The following is an 18899-nucleotide window of genomic DNA, read 5'->3' as shown; positions in this document are numbered from 1 at the left end:
AAAATTGATTTTATCCCCCTTGTATCTCCAATCATAACCACTGGAACTTCAATCCGAATGATAAACTAAGGTAGTCACGTGGACGGAGATAACTATTGTTTACCGCACTAATCACATAAAGGTCACACGTACTTATTTCATAGAAAAAGGTTACAGACTTGGCCATAAATCTACGTTGCGGGTCAATGTCATAGGTCAGGCGTTGTCCCATAAAGACATGGAAACGCACTTTGCTTGAGAAACCATAATACCCTTTCGGATAACGTTCCGGTTCGTTCACCCAGAACTGATTTCCAAATACGGTATTCACATAAAGACCACAGGCAAGAGGCTCTGTCGAGAATCCTTTTCCAATATTAATGCTCCAGGGCATATAGTTCTGCTTGAGCGTCATGGTCACTTTTGCTTTCTTCGAAGAATATTTCGGAATGAATCCGAGCAATACATCCGTTTCCCACTGATTACGTTTTCCATAATCCCATCCTGTACCGAAAGAGAGCAATCCCATATTTCCGGCATATTGTATTTTGGAATGAGTCGGGATAATCCGTTCCCAGTTTCTGCGGAAACGGTGAACCCGATTATCGTAGCGGGTATGTTTGGTGTGCTTCGGTGTGGCAGGCAACACGGAGTCCGCTTTGATAATGGTGAATGAAGACTCCCCGTTACGAAAGGTGATAATTGAATCATCCTTGATGATAAAACGGAGCGAATCATCCTTGTAGTTGTTGATGATTGTATCCCTCTTGCAGGTAGCAGACATCAGACCGGGAAGCAGGAGAAGCACGGACAGTACTCCCGCGCGTAAGATATAATTAGTATTTAACCAGCTCATATTCGTATTTTTCCGGAGTTATTGTAAATACCAGATAAGTACGGTAATCCATACAATCACTGGTAACATAATGTATCCCATCATCAAAAATCACATCGTCCTGATGGTGATGGGTATGGGCGGCCGTGCAGAACTGTACTCCTGCATACTGTTTGACATAGTGTTGGAATACTTTTGCCACATTATCATTGAACACATCCGTATAGGGACGCGCGTGCATACAAATGACCGTTTTTTCAAACTCATCCCGCCTGTTCGTTATCTCATTTTCCATAAAGGTAAAGTCCGGTACAGGTTCGGAGTAATCATACTCCAAAGCGTTGGTATTCAGGCAGACAAACTTCACATCTCCTGCGATGAAAGAGAAGTTTGTGGGGCCGAATACAGCCTTGTAGGTTTCCGCTCCCGTTCCCAGACAGTCATGATTTCCGATCAGAGCCACATAAGGCACATGAAGTCCGTTCATGATATCCCTTTGCCAAAGAAATTCCTTAGTCAGTCCGAAGTCACTCATATCCCCTCCGTGGATAACGAAGTCAATATCATTTCGTTGATTGATTGCTTTTACAAAATCTTCCGTTTCGTCATACCATCGTTGTGAGTCGCCCATTGTCACGAACCGTATCGTAGTTTTACCCTGGCAATTTGCTTCTATTCTTTCCATATTGTGGGCGTTGACCTCTGTTTCTCCGCTGATGCGGACGTCATACGGATGATAGTCTATCATACCGCATCCCGAAAGGAACAGGCACGAAAACAGTGCATATAAATTCTTCCTCTTCATCATTACTTTAATAGTTTAGAAAACTAGATGCAAAGATAAAGTTTTCTATCGGGATGGACAATCTCCCCATGGATAATAGAGACTGTTGGAACAATTTAAAGGAGAAATGGAATAGTCTCCCGGTTGTCTAAAAATTAGACGGTACTGTCTAATTTTTAGACAATATTCAGAAAGGTTGAAATGATAAACACTTGATAATGAATTGTTATTCTTTTTTGGCATGCTTTCTGCATTCTTGAAAATAGAAAAAACAGAAATAAAATATAATATGAAACAAATCTATTATGTGATCCGTACTTTATTGCGGGGGCATGGTTCCAACGTTATCAAAATCCTCTCTTTGGCGTTGGGGCTGACGATGAGCATCCTGTTGTTTGCCCGCGTGGCTTTCGAACAGAGCTTTGACAAATGCTTCAAAGATTATGATAACCTGTATCAGATCTTCTCCGTCTTTTCCGCCAATGGCCAAACCTTTGAGCCGCAGGAAATGAACTGCGGACCGGTGGCGGGTGCCATACAGGAGAACTTTCCTAAAGAAGTGGAAGCAGCCACCAGCTATTGTGTCTGGATGAGTGCCCCTCTTTATTATGGAAGTGTCCGTTTTGAAGCTAACAAAGTGACAGCCGATTCACTATTCTTTCAAACTATGGGTATCGATGTTTTGAGCGGTGTTCCGGAAAAAGAACTGATGCAGAAAGATGTTGTCTTTCTTAGTGACCGGTTGGCGCGTAAGATGTTCGACCAAGAAAACCCGATAGGCAAAGTAATCTCCTATAATAAAGAAATAGAACTGACAGTGAAAGGCACGTACGCCGACATACCCGAAAATGCTACCGTCAGACCGGATGCAGTGATTTCTCTGCCTACCGTATGGAGCCGTGGATGGGGAAACTACTCCTGGAGGGGAGGCGATAGCTGGATCGCATTTATCCGTTTTCGTCCCGGAGCAGACAAATCCGTGGTGAATGCACGGTTGAATGACCTGATAAAGAAATATCGTCCTGCGGAAGACCAGAAAGTGGTAGGTTATACCGCTTTTGTAAAGCCGATCCGTGATGTATACAGGGAAGAACCGGACGTGAAGCGGATGCGGAACATCATGTCTATCTTGGGAATAATCATCCTTTTTATCGCTACCTTGAACTACGTACTGATCTCCATCTCTTCACTCTCATACCGTGCCAAAGCCATCGGCGTACATAAGTGTAGCGGTGCAGGCAGCGGCAAAATCCTGGGAATGTTCCTATTGGAAACAGCTATCATTATTCTCTTCGCCTTGCTATTGATGGGATTAATCTTACTGAACTTCCGCGACTTTATAGAAGACACAACCGCCGTTGAACTCGGAGCCCTGTTCTCTTTAGACCGTCTTTGGGTACCCCTGCTGACGGTAGCTATCCTGTTCCTCATAGGAGGAGCACTGCCCGGACGCATCTTTGCCAGAATCCCCGTTTCACAAGTCTTCCGCCGCTACACAGAAGGAAAAAAAGGATGGAAACGCCCGCTATTATTCGTGCAGTTTGCCGGCGTAGCTTTCATCTGCGGATTGATGTATGTGGTGATGCTGCAATACTACTATGTCTTGAACAAAGACCTGGGATACAATCCGAAGCGCGTTGTCGTAGCCAATACTGATTTCGGCAATAAAGAAAACCAGGACTATGCCCTGACTTTCTTCCGTGGCCTGCCTTATGTAGAGTCCGTGTCCAGTGCCGATTCCCATCCCGTCTATAGTTATAGTGGAACGATGATTCAGGATGAAAGTGGACAATCACTTTTCTCCTCCCGTTTTTGCGAAATGATGGAAGACTATCCAAAGATGATGGGTATGGTGATGAAGGAGGGGCGTATGCCACGGAATGAAAACGAAGTAGCCATCAATGAAACATACGGCGAATGGATGCATTGGGGAACAGAGCTATTGAACCGTACTGTCTATAATTCAGGCTACGTATGTAAAGTAGTGGGAGTGATTAAAGACTTCCGGATCGGTAATTTCACCAACCCGCAAGCACCCTTCATCCTGATGAGTACCAAGAATTTCGGAAACTGTGTTCATGTCCGGCTGAAAGAACCTTTTGCAGAGAATCTTCAGAAACTGAATAAAGTATCGGCAGACGCTTTCCCCGATAAAACGGTCGATTTCCGTTCGATGGAGCAGATGATAAAAGAGAGTTATAACTCCATCCGCGTCTTCAGCAATGCTACCATACTGGCGGCGGTTACCATGTTCTTTGTGATGATGATGGGATTGATAGGCTACACAACCGATGAAGTCCGCCGCCGTTCCAAAGAGATTGCCATACGTAAAGTCAATGGTGCCGAAGCCTCCGGCATTCTGGAAATGTTGGTGAAAGATGTGCTCTATGTAGCCGTTGCAGCCGTTGTGATCGGTGTAGCGGCATCATGGTACGTCAATGATATGTGGATGGATATGTTTGCCGAGCACGTGCCTGTCAGTTGGGCGGCGTATGTACTGATAGCGATTGTAAATCTTCTCGTTATCGTAGCCTGCGTACTTTGGAAATCGTGGCGGATTGCCAATGAAAATCCGGTGAATAGCCTTAAAAGTGAATAATTAAAAACATAAATAAAAAGAGTATGATTGAAATAAACAACATCAGTAAAGTATTCCGTACTTCCGAAGTAGAGACAGTTGCCTTGAATCACGTAAACCTTGAAGTAAAAGAGGGAGAGTTTGTAGCCATTATGGGCCCCTCCGGTTGTGGTAAATCCACTTTGTTGAATATTCTGGGTTTGCTCGATAACCCCACCGAAGGTTCCTACCGCTTGATGGGTGAAGAAGTGGGCGGATTGAAAGAGAAAGAACGTACCCATGTGCGTAAGGGCAAACTCGGATTCGTATTCCAGAGCTTTAACCTGATCGACGAGCTGAATGTTTACGAGAATGTAGAACTTCCTCTGACATACCTGGGCTTTAAAGCATCCGAACGCCGCCGCATGGTAGAAGACATTCTGAAACGGATGAACATCAGCCATCGTGCCAAACACTTTCCGCAACAACTTTCCGGTGGTCAGCAACAACGTGTCGCCATTGCCCGTGCCGTAGTGACCAACCCGAAACTGATTCTCGCCGATGAGCCGACCGGTAACCTCGACTCAAAGAATGGGGCAGAAGTGATGAACCTGTTGACCGAACTGAATAAAGAAGGAACAACCATCATCATGGTGACACACTCACAACACGACGCATCCTTTGCCCATCGTACAGTTCATTTGTTCGACGGCAGCCTGGTAGCCAGTGTGATAGCATAAACCAGATCAGAAGCAAGTATGAGACAAATCTATTATAGCATACGTACATTACTGCATGAGCGTACTTTGAATATCGTAAGAGTGCTCTCCCTTTCTTTAGGACTAACAGTTGGCATCTTGCTTTTCTCGCAAATAGCTTTTGAGATGAGCTATGAGAAATGTTACCCGGAAGCGGAGAATCTGATAATGGCGAGAATAGCGGCACAGAATATGACGACCGGCGAAGTGCAGGGTGATGACGGAATGAATTATGACTATACCGTCTGTGATCCGGTAGCTTTTACCTTGGCGCAGGATATGCCTGAAGAAATAGAATCAGCCACCTGTGTACTTCCTTCCCAGTTTTATCATATTTATAAGGAAGACAAACTGCTGTCAAAAGCAAATTACATGATGGTCGACACCTGTTTCTTTGAAACGATGGGTATACCCGTACTAAAAGGGAACGCGAAAGATCTCATCATCTCGAATAGCATATTTGTATCAGAACATTTTGCCCGTGAAACATTCGGTAGCGCAGACCCTATTGGGAAAACCCTTTCGGCCGACAAGCAGTTGGAGCTCACAATTCGCGGCGTCTATAAAGACATACCCGAAAATTCGATGCTCTCCCGTGACTTTGTGATTACCATCCACCGCGATGGTCGCTATGCGAGTGGTAACGGTTGGAATGGGAATGATATCTTTTATGCCTTTGCACGCTTGCGTCATGCGTCGGATATAGACAAGGTGAACAGCAAAATTCAACAAGTAATGGCAAAATACAGCCCCTTGCAATGGGATGACTGGAAGTTGGAATACAGCGTTGTTCCTCTTTCGAAACGCCATCTGGATTCTGCCGATACCCAGAAACGTTTGATGATATTCGGCTTCCTCGGCTTTTCAGTGTTTTTTGTAGCCATCATGAATTATATGTTGATTTCAATAGCCACTATCAGTCGTCGTGCAAAAAGCGTAGGAGTGCATAAATGCAGTGGAGCCAGTTCCGGAAACATCTTTGGCATGTTTCTGGCAGAAACCGGAGTATTGGTTCTACTATCCGTCCTGTTTAGCTTCCTGTTGATAATCAACATGGGCGAATTGATCGAAGACCTGTTGGGAACCAGCCTTGCCTCACTGTTTGCCTGGGACATCATTTGGATACCCTTGCTCACTGTAGTAGTCCTTTTCCTCCTGGCAGGAGGCATACCGGGAAAACTGTTCTCACGTATTCCCGTCACGCAGGTATTCCGGCACTATACGGATGGAAAAAGAGGATGGAAACGTTCATTACTATTTGTCCAGTTCACGGGTACCTCCTTTGTACTCGGATTATTGCTGGTTACCCTGTTACAATATTCTCACCTGATGAATGGAGATATGGGAATCAAGATTCCGGGACTGGTAGAAGCCGAAACCTGGATGTCCGGCGAAACAGTAGAACATGTAAAAGACGAGTTGCTCCGCCAACCGATGGTGGACGGGGTATCGGCATCCACACACAGCGTACTGGGAGAATATTGGACACGTGGATTGATTGGTAACGACGGCAAACGCATTGCCACCCTTAATTTCAATATGTGCGACTATGATTATCCGAATGTGATGGGAATCAGAATAACAGAAGGCACTACCATCAAGAAAAAAGGCGATCTATTGGTAAATAAAGAACTCGTTCGTTTGATGAAATGGACCGATGGTGCCGTAGGAAAATCAGTGAGTGGGGTAGAAGGTACCATCGTGGGAGTGTTTGATGATATTCGTAATAGAAGTTTCTATTCCAGTCAGTCTCCTATCGTATTGATTGCCGATAAAGAATCGGCCAATCACACCATCAATGTTCGTCTAAAAGAACCCTATGACGAGAACCTGAAACGCTTGAACGAATGTGTGGCAAAAACATTCCCGAATGTAGCCCTGAACTTCAATTCAGTAGACAGCATGATTCGCGAAGGCTATAAGAGCGTATACCGTTTCCGTAACGCAGTCTGGATTTCGTCCTGCTTCATCCTGCTTATTGTCATCACGGGATTGATTGGCTATGTGAATGGAGAAACTCAACGCCGCAGCAAGGAAATAGCCATACGCAAAGTGAATGGGGCAGAGGCCTCCGGCATCCTGAAACTATTGATATACGACATTCTGAATATCTCCGTAATCTCTGTGCTGATAGGTACTGCCGCTTCCTATTTTACAGGCCAAATATGGTTGGAACAGTTTAGCGAACGAATTGATATGGATCTGTTACTTTTTATAGGAATAGCCCTGCTGGTACTATTGGTTATCGTGGCTTGCGTGGTAGTGAAAGCCTGGCACGTTGCCAATGAAAACCCCGTAAAGAGCATCAAAGCAGAATAAAGAATAAAAACCAACAGGCGGAGTAAAGCAGTTAATGCTTTATTCCGCTACCGTTTCCGGATGTTGTTTAGACACTTTCTTAATGTAAATCATCAGACTGACAACCGCCGTAATAAACGCCAATGCATCCGATACCGGCATACTAATCCAGATACCTTCCAATCCCCACCAGTTGGGAAAGAGCAGCAAGCAAGGCAAAAGATAAAGCAACTGTCGCGTCAGCGAAAGGAAAATACTTATTTTAGCCTTCCCGATACTTTGGAAGAAGTTACCAATCACAATCTGCGCCCCTACAAACGGGAACATCAATACAGCCAGCCGGATACCGTCTACGGCCAAATCAATCAATTCATCGCTATCCGTGAAAAGAGCCGATACGGCATGAGGGAAGAACTCGCAGATAATAAACCCGCTACTGGTAATCACGACCCCGGAGATAATCCCCAGTCGCAATGTCTGTTTCACACGGTCTATCTTCTGTGCTCCGAAGTTATACCCCACAATAGGCTGCATACCCATCGTCAGACCTAACACAATCATCACATAAAGCGTCAGCAAACGGTTAATAATCCCATAAGCACCAATCGCCATATCGCCCCCGTAATTTTGCAGACTGTTATTGATGATAATCACAATGGCACACGCACACACATTCATCAGGAAAGGAGACATACCGATGGCGAAGATACTCTCCACAATCCTCCGTTTCATCTTCCAGATATTCCCCTCAAAATGCACCGTACTGTCTTTCTTGACAAAATGGCTCACCACCCACACCATACCGATCAACTGTGAAATCACCGTTGCCGTAGCAGCTCCCCTCATTCCCCATTCAAAGTGGAAAATAAAGATAGGAGCGAGGATAATGTTCGCTACCACCGTCACCATCGAAGTCAACATCGCCTTTTTCGGGTATCCGGTAGCACGCATCACGTTGTTCAACCCAATCATCGTATAAGTGATAGGAGTACCCAATAAGATCACCTGCATAAAGCTCCGCGCATAAGGAAGCGTCTCGCTACTGGCCCCGAAGAAAACCAATATATCATCCAGGAAGATGAAAGACAAAATACCAAAGAAGAACGAATTAGTGATACAGAGCATCAACGTGTGTGACAAGATTTCCGTAGCCCCCTTCATGTCCTTTTGCCCCAGACGGATAGACGCCAGCGTAGAACCGCCCGCCGATACCAATGTACAGAAAGCCACCACCAGATTCATCAGCGGAAAGCTGATGGCTAGTCCGGCAATCGCCATTGGGCCTACACCATGTCCGATGAAGATACTATCAATAATATTATAGATAGAAGTAATCGTCATTCCGATAATTGCAGGAATGGAATATTGTAACAGCAATTTGCCGATACTTTCTTTGCCTAAGATATGTGGGTCGTTCTTGCTCATGCGCTAGTAGATTTTGTTGGATAAAAACGTATGTTACGTTTTTTTTAGCTTTGCAAAGGTACGAATTATTTGCCTAATTCGATGATTATTCGGAACTTTGCAACGACGGATACACAAGGTTTAACGTTTAGGTAAAAAGAAAGTTTATATATGAATACAACGAAAACGATTGCGGCACTCTTCGATTTTGATGGTGTCATTATGGATACAGAAACGCAGTACACAGTCTTCTGGGACGAGCAGGGACGGAAATATCTGAATGAAGAAGATTTCGGCCGCCGTATTAAGGGACAGACATTATTGCAAATCTATGAAAAGTATTTCTCGGACCAACCCGAAGCCCAGCTTGAAATAAGCGCCGAACTCTACGTTTACGAGCAAAAGATGTCCTACGAATACATCCCCGGAGTAGAAGCCTTTATAGCCTATCTTCGCCGTAACGGTGCAAAGATAGCCGTAGTCACCAGCTCCAACGAAGAGAAGATGGCTAACGTCTACAATGCCCACCCCGAATTTAAAGGAATGGTAGACCGCATCCTGACCGGAGAGATGTTTGCCCGTTCCAAACCGGCTCCCGACTGCTTCCTGCTCGGGATGGAAATCTTTGAAGCCACCCCCGAAAACACCTACGTCTTTGAAGATTCTTTCCACGGCCTGCAAGCCGGAATGACTTCCGGGGCAACAGTGATCGGACTTGCCACCACCAATACACGTGAAGCCATCACTGGCAAAGCACATTATATAATAGACGACTTCACCGGCATGACCTACGACAAGCTCCTGATCCTGCATCGTTAAGAGAAAGAATAAATCCGAAACGCATTATTGCACTTGATAAATCGCTTCCTTATATTGTTAAGGAGCTTTTATTATACCTCACAGAATCCTTCCAACCGCCTCCCCAGCTATCCAAGCGAGGTGTTTGAAAGGATTTTTTGCATTTCCTTCTCTGTTATGAATTAAATGTTATAACTTTGCCGCGATTTTTGAAGGCGCTTGACGTCGTTTTAATTTTTAATCATTAATTTTTAATTTAAAAAGACATGGCTGGTTATATATCAGATGACTCAAGAAAGGTGACTACTCATCGCCTGGTTGAAATGAAACAGAGAGGTGAAAAAATATCTATGCTGACTGCTTATGATTACACAATGGCACAGATTGTAGACGGTGCGGGAATGGACGTAATCCTGGTAGGCGACTCCGCTTCCAATGTAATGGCAGGTAATGTGACAACACTTCCTATCACACTCGACCAAATGATCTATCATGCCAAATCCGTGGTACGCGGCGTGAAACGTGCGATGGTAGTGGTTGATATGCCTTTCGGATCCTATCAGGGCAACGAGATGGAAGGACTTGCTTCTGCCATCCGTATCATGAAAGAAAGCCACGCTGACGCTTTGAAGCTCGAAGGTGGTGAAGAAATCATAGACACGGTGAGACGCATCGTATGTGCTGGCATTCCGGTAATGGGACATCTGGGACTCATGCCTCAATCCATCAATAAATACGGCACCTATACCGTGCGTGCCAAAGACGACGCCGAAGCCGAAAAACTGATTCGCGACGCCCATCTATTAGAAGAAGCAGGCTGTTTTGCCATTGTACTCGAAAAGATTCCCGCAACCCTTGCCGAACGCGTAGCATCCGAACTGACCATACCTATTATCGGTATCGGTGCCGGTGGCCACGTAGACGGTCAAGTATTGGTGATTCAGGACATGCTTGGCATGAACAACGGATTCCGTCCGCGTTTCTTGCGTCGTTATGCTGACTTGTACACGGTGATGACCGATGCCATCAGCCGTTACGTTTCTGACGTGAAGAATTGCTACTTCCCCAACGAGAAGGAACAATATTAAATATAGTATATGGCAGTTAAATTGTGGACAGTTCATTTTATGCGGATATGTGTAGCTAATTTGCTGTTGTTTATATCCTTGTATGTGTTATTTCCGGTGCTTTCCGTAGAGATGGCCGACCGTCTCGGAGTGCCGGCTGCACAGACAGGAGTAATCTTTCTCTTTTTCACCTTGGGGATGTTCCTCATCGGTCCTTTCCATGCCTATCTGGTAGATGCATACAAGCGTAAGTACGTCTGTATGTTTGCTGCTGTCCTGATGGTAGTGGCGACCATCGGATACGCCTTTGTCACCAACCTCACAGAACTGATTCTGTTGGGCACCGTGCAAGGGCTTGCCTTTGGCATAGGCACAACAGCCGGCATCACATTGGCCATCGACATCACCAACTCCACACTGCGCAGTGCGGGAAACGTCAGTTTCTCCTGGATGGCACGTATGGGAATGATCGCAGGCATTATCCTCGGAGTATGGCTTTATCAAAGCCAATCCTTCCAAACCCTGCTCACTGTATCTGTCATAACCGGAGCTGTCGGAATCCTCATGTTATCAGGAGTCTACGTACCTTTCCGTGCGCCGATTGTCACCAAACTCTATTCCTTCGACCGCTTCCTATTGCTTCGTGGATGGGTTCCTGCCATCAATCTGATCCTGATAACCTTCATTCCGGGACTGCTGGTTCCCATGGTACACCCTTTCCTAAACGATTTCGTACTCGGAAACACAGGAATCCCCGTACCGTTCTTTGTAGGAACAGCCCTCGGATACATCGTTTCTCTGTTCTTTGCACGTCTGTTTTTCCTGAAAGAGAAAACACTGCGGCTGGTCATTATAGGACTCGGATTGGAAATCGTAGCCATCTCCCTACTGAATACAGACATCTCCATAGGCATTTCCTCCGTACTCTTAGGACTGGGCTTAGGCTTTATCCTGCCGGAATTTCTGGTGATGTTCGTAAAGCTATCCCACCATTGCCAACGCGGAACAGCCAACACCACCCATCTGCTGGCAACCGAAATCGGCATTTCCCTGGGAATCGCTACCGCCTGCTACATGGAATTGGATACAGATAAGATGCTACATACCGGACAGATAGTAGCATCCATTGCTTTACTCTTCTTTGCATTGATTACCTATCCTTATTATATAAAGAAGAAAGTAAGATAGGAGAGTAGCCGGAATTAATTCCGGCTAACTTGTTTTACTCCCTTTATAGTACGTAATTTCTTGATAAGAGCCTCCAAACGTCCCGTATCACCCACCATGACCGTCAGTGTTCCGGAGAACAAACCGTCGTTCGAGTCAATACCGATTGAGCGCAGCGTGATACCATTCTCTTTGGATATAATAGAAGTGATGTTAGTCACGATACCAATATCATCATGCCCTACAACCCGCAGCGTGATAGGATATTGTGTACCTACCGATTTCCCCGCCCAACGAGCCTTCACAATACGATAACCGAAACGTTCGCGCATCTGATTGGCATTCGGACAGTCCGCCCGGTGTATCTTGATACCACCGCTTACCGTAACGAAACCAAACACATCATCCCCGTAAATCGGATTACAACATTTAGCCAACTTGAATTCCAACCCTTTCAGATTCTGATCGATTACCAGAACATCTTCCTTAGACGTCGTTTCCTCTTGTTGCGCAGCCTGCAAGTTATACCCTTCGGCACTGCGATACACAATTTCATCGTGCGTATCACTGTCCCGCTTCTGTTGCTCCACATACTTATCCAGAATCTCGTTAACGTCCAGTCCACCGTCGGCAATCTGCTGATAAAACTCCGTCACATTCTTGAAGCCCAAACGCTTGATGAGGCGCATCATGGTCGCTTCATCATATTCCAACTTACGATTCTTGAATTTCCGTTCCAGCGTCTCCTTGGCAAAAGCGTGCTGGCGTGCCACCATCTCTTTGAGAGCCTGCCTTATCTTGGTGCGCGCTTTGGAAGTCGTCACGATGTTCAGCCAGTCCTGCTTCGGCGTCTGGGTGTTTGAAGTCATGATCTCCACTTGGTCGCCGCTGTTCAGTTTCTGTTTGAGCTGCACATTCTTGCCGTTCACTTTCGCGCCGATACACTTGCATCCCAACTTACTATGGATATGGAAAGCAAAATCCAATACCGTAGCCCCTTTGGCGAGCTTGAACAAATCCCCCTTGGGCGTGAAGACAAACACTTCATCCTCGTAGAGATCCATCTTAAACTGATCCATCACTTTCAGTGAATCGTTGTCTGCATTCTCCAACGCCTCCCGCACAGAAGTCAACCACTCGTCCAGACCCGTTTCACCCTTGATACCTTTATATCTCCAATGAGCGGCCAATCCGCGTTCCGCGATCTCGTCCATGCGGCGGGTACGTATCTGCACTTCCACCCATTTCCCTTCCGGGCCCATCACAGTGATGTGCAACGACTCGTAACCATTACTTTTAGGGATAGAGAGCCAGTCGCGCAGACGTTTCGGGTTCGGCTGGTACATATCCGTAACAATCGAATAAACCTGCCAACATTCCTGCTTCTCCTTAGCCGGGTCCGGTTCCGAATCGAGGATGATACGGATGGCGAACAAGTCATAAATCCCCTCAAAAGGAGTCTTTTGCTTCTGAATCTTGTTCCATATCGAATGAATCGACTTCGTGCGTCCCTTGATGTCGAACTTCAATCCCGCTTCCGACACCTTCCTCTGGATCGGTTCGATAAAAGCAGCGATATACTTGTCGCGGGACGCCTTCGTCTCGTTCAGCTTATCCTTGATAAAATAATACGTTTCCTTCTGCGTATATTTGAGAGACAAATCTTCCAGTTCCGATTTCAGCTTGTACAATCCCAGCTTATGTGCCAGCGGAGCATACAGGTAAGCAGCCTCGTTCGCCACTTTGAGCCGGTCCTCCTCGTTGCCCGTGTCCTTGATTTGGCGCATCACATTCACACGATCCGCAATCATAATCAGGATTACACGCATATCCTCCGCAAAAGAAAGCAGCAGATTACGGAAGTTTTCCGACTCGATAGCCGGACTCTTCGCATACAGCTCGTTCGTTTTCACCAATCCCTTGATGATACTTGCTACGTCATCCCCATATTCGGCGTTCACCTCGTCGATAGACAATACATGCCCCTTCACGATTTCGTGCAACATGATACCGATCAGGCACGAACCTTTCATACCGATTTCCTCGGCAACGATCACTGCCGTTTGTAAATCTCTGATGACGGGATTCATCCCGAAGTTATTGCGTTGCAGACCGTTACACTGGGCCGCTTTGATAAGATGTCTCTTTAACTTTAGGCAATCCTTCCAGGAAATGCTATCTCCTGCAGATTGCAACAAATGCCGGTAGAGTGAAAAAAGCTCCTTTTTTTCCTCTGATGTAAAAAAGTCGTCCATATTCAATCTTGTTAATTCGATGTAAAATTAGTTTTTTTCCTGCACATTCAAAAGGAAGTAACAATTATTTGTTATCAGTAACTTATAAATATGGTTTGGTTATCAATATGTCACTTTTCAGCCCTAAAAGAACCAAAGTGAAGAACAATAAAAAAGAACCATTTTAAAGAACCGATTATGATAGGGCAGATTTTTTTCAATGAAGTTAGGGCTAGTTTTAATTTGAGGAAACCGAAAAGTGACAAACCAACGAATATTTATCTAGTATGTCGAATAGATAAAAAGCAGGTAAAGTTATCAACTGGTGTTAGGGTATATCCAGACCAGTGGAATACTAAAAAGCAGGAAGCGTATGTAAGTCCACGGTTAACTGAATTGGATAATATAAATAACGCAATAGTAAACGATGAAATAAATAAACTTAGAACAGACTTTCTTGAATTTAAGCGTTATATTTGCGATAATCCAAATGAGATTGATAATAGCTTATTTTTATTAAAGAAATATATTTACAAAGACAAAATGGTGAAACAACAAGAATTGCAAAAGCCTGTTCAATGGCTTCGTAGGACTATTAGCCAAGATAAAACGATAAAATCAGATGGACAAAGGAATACATTGGCTATTTATTTGGGACATTTAAAAGTATTTGAAGAATTTTTAAAAGCAACAGATAGAGATGATATAACGTTTACTGACATAAATTTGGCTCTAATCAAAGATTATGAGACTTATCTGTTTAATAGACAGGTAGGCAAGGGGAAGACTACTAAAACAAGTACTGTTGGAAATAAAGTAACAGCTTTAATTTCAATTATTAAGCGAGCAGAGCCATACGGTTTGATAGATATTTCTGCTGCAAAGTTGAATCAGTATAAGAAGCCCAAAAGTAGGGAAGGTGATGATAATGAAATATATTTGTCAGAAGAAGAAGTAAACAAAATGTATTCTTTAGAACTCAAAGGCTTAGAAGAAAAGGCTAGAGATGTTTTTGTATTACAATGTTGGACAGGGCAGAGGTTCAGTGATATGCAATTGTTAAATGGTGGTACTGTTAAAGACTTCAATAATGGGAAGATATTGGAAATTGTGCAAAAGAAAAGAACACATAAAGTTTCAATACCATTGTTTCCTGTTGCTTTAGAGATACTGGAAAAGTATAATTTTCAAGTACCCAAAGTACGTGAGAATACTATGTTGAAATACATAAAGGAAGCAGGACAAAAGGCAGGTATAATAGGCAAACATATTGTAACAGAAGATAGAGGTTCAAAAATAACTAATACTACTTATTGTAGATATGAATTGATAGGTACACATACAGGAAGACGTTCATTCATTAGTAATATGCTGAAACGTGGTTATGATAGTCATATACTTATGAGAATAACAGGGCATACTACAGAAATGGCATTTAAGAAATATGCTAAAATAAGTTCAGAAGATGCAGCTAACTTGATGCTAGAAACAGAAGCTAGCAAGATTAATCAAGCTAATAAAGTCAAACAATCCAATGACATTATACCTTCTAGTAATGAGAATATAGCAGAAGCAATAAGTAAAGGTATTGAAGCTGGTTTGAAACATAAGAATGATATAGCTTATGACTTGTTATTTAATAGTCAGGAAAGTAATATTGAATCTTACGGAATAGATAGAGATGTGGATATAAGCCAATTCGATTTAAATAAGGATGAACTAGACTTTCTTAATAAAACGAGTGATGAGTTTGGAGTTGGAACATCATCTTTAAAGGTAAGGAAAATACTGAATAGATTGCTGAAGCTGGGAATAATAGTACGGCTTAAATAAATATTTATATGAAAAAAGCCCACTTAGACTTAAAATCTAAATGGGCTTATATCTCAAATATGGATTTATGATGAAAATAGGTATATAGTAAGCCCATTAGTTATAGGCTTACTAATACTTTCGAAGGCACTGTCCACGATTTTGTGTAAATAGAAAACTACGGGATTCAAGTATAAAACTTGAATCCCGTAGTTTTCTATTTACACAATATTATGGAGAGTCCCCTTTATAAACTCTTTGACTAATTCAATTAGTTCCTTCTGATTATCAAGACGTTTTTTTTCGTTTTCTAACTCTTTCAGTTTAATTTCATCTTTCATTTCCATAATTTTTAAATTTTATTGTTCGTAAATCTCATTTTGAGGTTGCAAAGGTAGTGATATCTTTCAAACTACCATTCCTCCATCTACCATTTTTTCTGATAAAGATTCCAGCCAGATTAGTAGGTATCATAATAACACCTTTGGTTGTTTTGTAGTAGTTGTAATTGGCAGTAGTGTAATTGCAGTACGCTGTTTCAGAACGTAAATTCTTTACTTTGTCTGCATTATATATAAAGCATATATCTTCGCCAAAGAAGTTGACGTACCACGCTGCTTTACAATCGTGAGTATCCTTGACAGTTAGTAGACTTTTAAGTTTTTCAGTTTCCATTAAATGAGTGGGATAATTAACGTACCGTACATCCCTGCATTTTATTTCAGCTACTATCTTATCTTCGTTGTGTATTAAATAGAAATCTACGGGATTATATCTGCCAGTAGATTCCTTGTATTTGGTTATATTTCCATCTTCTAATAATGACTTGAATAAGTCCCTTCCTTTACGTTCCATTGCTAAAAAGTTATCCATTTGCTAGTAATTTGATTACTAGCCTGTTTCTATATTACATATTCATAAACATTAGCCATTGTGCATTTTCATTACAGGCTAATTAGGTTAATATATTTATTGTCTTGTATTGATAATCCTATCTGCTTCTTTCGTGATGTGTTGCTTAATCTCTTTTACTGTGAATCTTACTAAGTAAGTTGATAATAGTGCTGCTGCAATAAGTGTAATGTAAATCATAATCGTTTATTTAATTGAATGTTGTTTTGGTGTATCTTTACTTGAATACTATCTTTGGTCTGTAAATCTCATATCCTTTGACTGTTTTACCGTCAATCCACTTGGCGACAGGTTTACAATCAAACCATCTATCAAGGTCTGTAGCTTTGACTTTATCGGTAATACCTAGTATATCATACGCTTCTCTAATCCAGCTCTTAATATCAGCGTTACTAAAGAATCCAGTCTTTATCTGCTTGCTAAGTATTTGTACTATCTTCGTGTCTCTGTTTTTATCCGATTCCAGACTGATAAGAGCTTTTTCTATAGCTGTTTTGATATATCGCAAACTTCTAACTTTATCAGTTCCTAATTTGTGATAGGCAGGTACTACTAATGGCTGTACTCTAACTATTTCGTCTGTTTCTGGAGTAATAACCAGATTCTGTAGTAGTTCCGTATATCTAAGGAAAGCATCTTTAAAAGATAGTTTCTTTCCTGCTTTATTCATTGTTTCGTTTAGTCTTTCATATTCTAATTCAGTGGTCATATTCCCGTTTGCATTGTGTTCCTTTCTTAAAGCGATACCATCATTATAGATAACCTTTTCCAATTTGAAATTATACAGGTCTAACTTTACCAGCATATCATTAAGGAAGTAGTTACCTTCTTTGTCACACACAGCATAGGCACTGTTAAGCATCTTTTCAGCCATACTCTTAGCTTTCTTGCTACTATTGTTGATAGCAGCAATTAATTCGTTTGCACCTTCTATTTCATCATTCATTCTTTGTACCATTTCTTCGTAGGTAATATCTAGGTTTAGCTTCCTTTTTCCCACGCTATTAAAGATGTGTACCATTATGTTTCTAAACGGATTACTTTCAGTCCTGATTCTGCCAGCTATCTGGTAAATGTCAGTGGATATATCGAGCAGGGTATTAGTATTGCTGGAATTACTAACCACGAAGCACATACCTGTTTCACTGAAATAATCAGCACCTTCAAATGATTTGGAAGTAATGAAAGTAAATGGCTTATTGGTACTTCTACTGTTGCTGATAGTATATCCTGCTAATTTGTCCCTGTTTGACGGATTATCTGCACATACAATCTTTACTTCATCGTTACCAAGTTGGCAATATTCTAAGATAGAAGCTATATCTGTAACTGAATTTATAAAGAAGTATGCTTCCGTACTTTTATTACCGTTTATTTCCAGATAGCCGTCTTTCTTATAAGCGTTTATATAATTGGCTGCCTTTACATAGGGATGATTGGTTTGGTCTAATTTTACTATTAAAGTGTCTGTATTATCCCATTTGGCTTCTACCAGTTCCACATCTGAAAGGATGGACGGAGTGAAATCTGCACTGATTGGAGTGGCAGACATAAAACAGAATGATTTGTACTTTCTAAAGCAGTCCAGTACACCGTCAACAGCTTTCTGTCTATAACTGTATGCTTTTAGCAATATGTGATATTCGTCTATAAGCAGTCTGAAATCGGTAGGATTTAGGTACTGCTCCAAATATTCCATCTTATCATAAGTACACATTATCTTTTTTATTCCAGTGCTGGAAGCATATTTCTTTAGTTCTTTTTTGGCTTGGTAAGTAAAAGTACCGAATAATCCAAATACAGACTGTTCTTTGCCATCATAGGAGGTAATAGTAGTAAGACCAGATTCTGTTAAGCCCGTCTTATTTACGATAAGTTCTGTAGTAGGTACTGCAATGATATAGGATTCATCATTAAAGAGGACTACAGTAGTACCACCACAGCCAGTAACTACTTTATTAAAGATACAATTATGTGGTAAATCAGGTAAGTTTAAATATCCATTAGTTGAATTTATATTTAAGGTTTTCATAGGTTTTTACATATTAAATTTAGGTAGTAAGTAATCTGAATAGTAGTAAATCTGAATTTAGAAGCTAATCTGGTTAAAATCTTTGGTCTTGAGTTCCTTACTTTTTTAGTATGGTATAAGGTAGCATTTGCAAATTTTGGTAAGGATTGGGATAAAATAATAAGCGTATCACTACGCCTATTATTCGCTGTTTCAATTTACTAATTTAAGAAAATGCAGGGAAGAACTGCATTTTTAACAATGGAATCCCAAAGGGATTATA

14 protein-coding genes are annotated in these 18899 nt (G+C 42.3%); 7 read left to right on the top strand and 7 right to left on the bottom strand.

Going from position 1 to position 18899, the window contains the following annotated elements:
- Nucleotides 1–31: 31 nt before the first annotated feature.
- Both KSX81_RS25165 and KSX81_RS25160 read right to left on the bottom strand, forming a co-directional pair.
- Nucleotides 32–835 carry a hypothetical protein gene (locus tag KSX81_RS25165; protein ID WP_004295735.1) on the bottom strand — a complete coding sequence of 268 codons (804 nt, stop codon included), beginning with the start codon at nt 833–835 and terminating at the stop codon, nt 32–34.
- A complete protein-coding gene (locus KSX81_RS25160) occupies nt 816–1619 on the bottom strand; it encodes a metallophosphoesterase family protein (RefSeq protein WP_052587814.1) in 804 nt (267 codons plus the stop codon). Before KSX81_RS25160 ends, KSX81_RS25165 begins: the two co-directional genes overlap by 20 nt.
- Nucleotides 1620–1887: 268 nt before the next feature.
- Between KSX81_RS25160 and KSX81_RS25155 the strand changes: the two genes are divergently transcribed.
- Genes KSX81_RS25155 through KSX81_RS25145 form a run of 3 tightly spaced genes read left to right on the top strand, consistent with a single transcriptional unit; the run spans nt 1888 to nt 7232 of the window.
- Nucleotides 1888–4197 (top strand): ABC transporter permease, encoded by a 2310-nt coding sequence (locus KSX81_RS25155; protein ID WP_004318093.1) that lies wholly within the window; start codon nt 1888–1890, stop codon nt 4195–4197.
- Nucleotides 4198–4220: 23 nt separating this feature from the next.
- Nucleotides 4221–4895 carry an ABC transporter ATP-binding protein gene (locus KSX81_RS25150; RefSeq protein ID WP_004295738.1) on the top strand — a complete coding sequence of 225 codons (675 nt, stop codon included), beginning with the start codon at nt 4221–4223 and terminating at the stop codon, nt 4893–4895.
- Nucleotides 4896–4913: 18 nt separating this feature from the next.
- Complete coding sequence (locus KSX81_RS25145) at nt 4914–7232, top strand: ABC transporter permease (RefSeq protein WP_004295739.1); 2319 nt, start codon at nt 4914–4916, stop codon at nt 7230–7232.
- Nucleotides 7233–7271: 39 nt separating this feature from the next.
- Here KSX81_RS25145 and KSX81_RS25140 read toward each other — a convergent pair whose 3' ends face one another.
- The gene (locus KSX81_RS25140; protein WP_004295740.1) at nt 7272–8636 is read right to left on the bottom strand and encodes an MATE family efflux transporter; all 1365 of its coding nucleotides are present in this window, start codon (nt 8634–8636) and stop codon (nt 7272–7274) included.
- A 150-nt stretch (nt 8637–8786) separates the two neighbouring features.
- Here KSX81_RS25140 and KSX81_RS25135 point away from each other — a divergent pair, with 150 nt between their 5' ends.
- From KSX81_RS25135 to KSX81_RS25125, 3 genes are all read left to right on the top strand, one after another.
- Nucleotides 8787–9434: an HAD family hydrolase gene (locus KSX81_RS25135; RefSeq protein ID WP_217725716.1), complete on the top strand. Its 648-nt coding sequence runs from the start codon at nt 8787–8789 to the stop codon at nt 9432–9434.
- 245 nt (nt 9435–9679) lie between these two features.
- Nucleotides 9680–10501: a 3-methyl-2-oxobutanoate hydroxymethyltransferase gene (gene panB, locus KSX81_RS25130; protein ID WP_004295743.1), complete on the top strand. Its 822-nt coding sequence runs from the start codon at nt 9680–9682 to the stop codon at nt 10499–10501.
- Nucleotides 10502–10510: 9 nt separating this feature from the next.
- Nucleotides 10511–11668: an MFS transporter gene (locus KSX81_RS25125; protein ID WP_004295744.1), complete on the top strand. Its 1158-nt coding sequence runs from the start codon at nt 10511–10513 to the stop codon at nt 11666–11668.
- A 14-nt stretch (nt 11669–11682) separates the two neighbouring features.
- Here the strand turns inward: KSX81_RS25125 and KSX81_RS25120 are convergent, their stop codons facing one another.
- The gene (locus KSX81_RS25120) at nt 11683–13902 is read right to left on the bottom strand and encodes a RelA/SpoT family protein (RefSeq protein ID WP_004295745.1); all 2220 of its coding nucleotides are present in this window, start codon (nt 13900–13902) and stop codon (nt 11683–11685) included.
- 177 nt (nt 13903–14079) lie between these two features.
- Between KSX81_RS25120 and KSX81_RS25115 the strand changes: the two genes are divergently transcribed.
- A complete protein-coding gene (locus tag KSX81_RS25115) occupies nt 14080–15714 on the top strand; it encodes a tyrosine-type recombinase/integrase (RefSeq protein WP_008648065.1) in 1635 nt (544 codons plus the stop codon).
- Nucleotides 15715–15914: 200 nt separating this feature from the next.
- Here the strand turns inward: KSX81_RS25115 and KSX81_RS25110 are convergent, their stop codons facing one another.
- The 3 genes from KSX81_RS25110 to KSX81_RS25100 all read right to left on the bottom strand — a co-directional run bounded on the left by KSX81_RS25110 (nt 15915) and on the right by KSX81_RS25100 (nt 18637).
- Entirely contained in the window at nt 15915–16040 is a 126-nt protein-coding gene (locus KSX81_RS25110) for a hypothetical protein (protein WP_255342288.1), read from the bottom strand.
- A gap of 28 nt (nt 16041–16068) precedes the next feature.
- Nucleotides 16069–16566 (bottom strand): hypothetical protein, encoded by a 498-nt coding sequence (locus tag KSX81_RS25105; RefSeq protein ID WP_008648064.1) that lies wholly within the window; start codon nt 16564–16566, stop codon nt 16069–16071.
- A 256-nt stretch (nt 16567–16822) separates the two neighbouring features.
- The gene (locus KSX81_RS25100) at nt 16823–18637 is read right to left on the bottom strand and encodes a hypothetical protein (RefSeq protein WP_138340241.1); all 1815 of its coding nucleotides are present in this window, start codon (nt 18635–18637) and stop codon (nt 16823–16825) included.
- Nucleotides 18638–18899 lie beyond the last annotated feature (262 nt).

Origin of the sequence: Bacteroides sp. MSK.18.37 (genome assembly GCF_019129155.2) — a bacterium.
GTDB classification, from domain to species: Bacteria; Bacteroidota; Bacteroidia; order Bacteroidales; family Bacteroidaceae; genus Bacteroides; species Bacteroides ovatus.
Note: the sequence above shows the minus strand (reverse complement) of the source record. Positions and strands in the feature narration are given on the sequence as shown.

Coding starts and splice junctions, on each gene's coding strand:
- KSX81_RS25105 (WP_008648064.1), bottom strand. CDS start 16,566: ATGGATAACTTTTTAGCAATGGAACGTAAAGGAAGGGACTTATTCAAG.
- KSX81_RS25165 (WP_004295735.1), bottom strand. CDS start 835: ATGAGCTGGTTAAATACTAATTATATCTTACGCGCGGGAGTACTGTCC.
- KSX81_RS25135 (WP_217725716.1), top strand. CDS start 8,787: ATGAATACAACGAAAACGATTGCGGCACTCTTCGATTTTGATGGTGTC.
- KSX81_RS25125 (WP_004295744.1), top strand. CDS start 10,511: ATGGCAGTTAAATTGTGGACAGTTCATTTTATGCGGATATGTGTAGCT.
- KSX81_RS25160 (WP_052587814.1), bottom strand. CDS start 1,619: ATGAAGAGGAAGAATTTATATGCACTGTTTTCGTGCCTGTTCCTTTCG.
- KSX81_RS25150 (WP_004295738.1), top strand. CDS start 4,221: ATGATTGAAATAAACAACATCAGTAAAGTATTCCGTACTTCCGAAGTA.
- KSX81_RS25100 (WP_138340241.1), bottom strand. CDS start 18,637: ATGAAAACCTTAAATATAAATTCAACTAATGGATATTTAAACTTACCT.
- KSX81_RS25140 (WP_004295740.1), bottom strand. CDS start 8,636: ATGAGCAAGAACGACCCACATATCTTAGGCAAAGAAAGTATCGGCAAA.
- KSX81_RS25110 (WP_255342288.1), bottom strand. CDS start 16,040: ATGGAAATGAAAGATGAAATTAAACTGAAAGAGTTAGAAAACGAAAAA.
- panB (WP_004295743.1), top strand. CDS start 9,680: ATGGCTGGTTATATATCAGATGACTCAAGAAAGGTGACTACTCATCGC.
- KSX81_RS25115 (WP_008648065.1), top strand. CDS start 14,080: ATGATAGGGCAGATTTTTTTCAATGAAGTTAGGGCTAGTTTTAATTTG.
- KSX81_RS25155 (WP_004318093.1), top strand. CDS start 1,888: ATGAAACAAATCTATTATGTGATCCGTACTTTATTGCGGGGGCATGGT.
- KSX81_RS25145 (WP_004295739.1), top strand. CDS start 4,914: ATGAGACAAATCTATTATAGCATACGTACATTACTGCATGAGCGTACT.
- KSX81_RS25120 (WP_004295745.1), bottom strand. CDS start 13,902: ATGGACGACTTTTTTACATCAGAGGAAAAAAAGGAGCTTTTTTCACTC.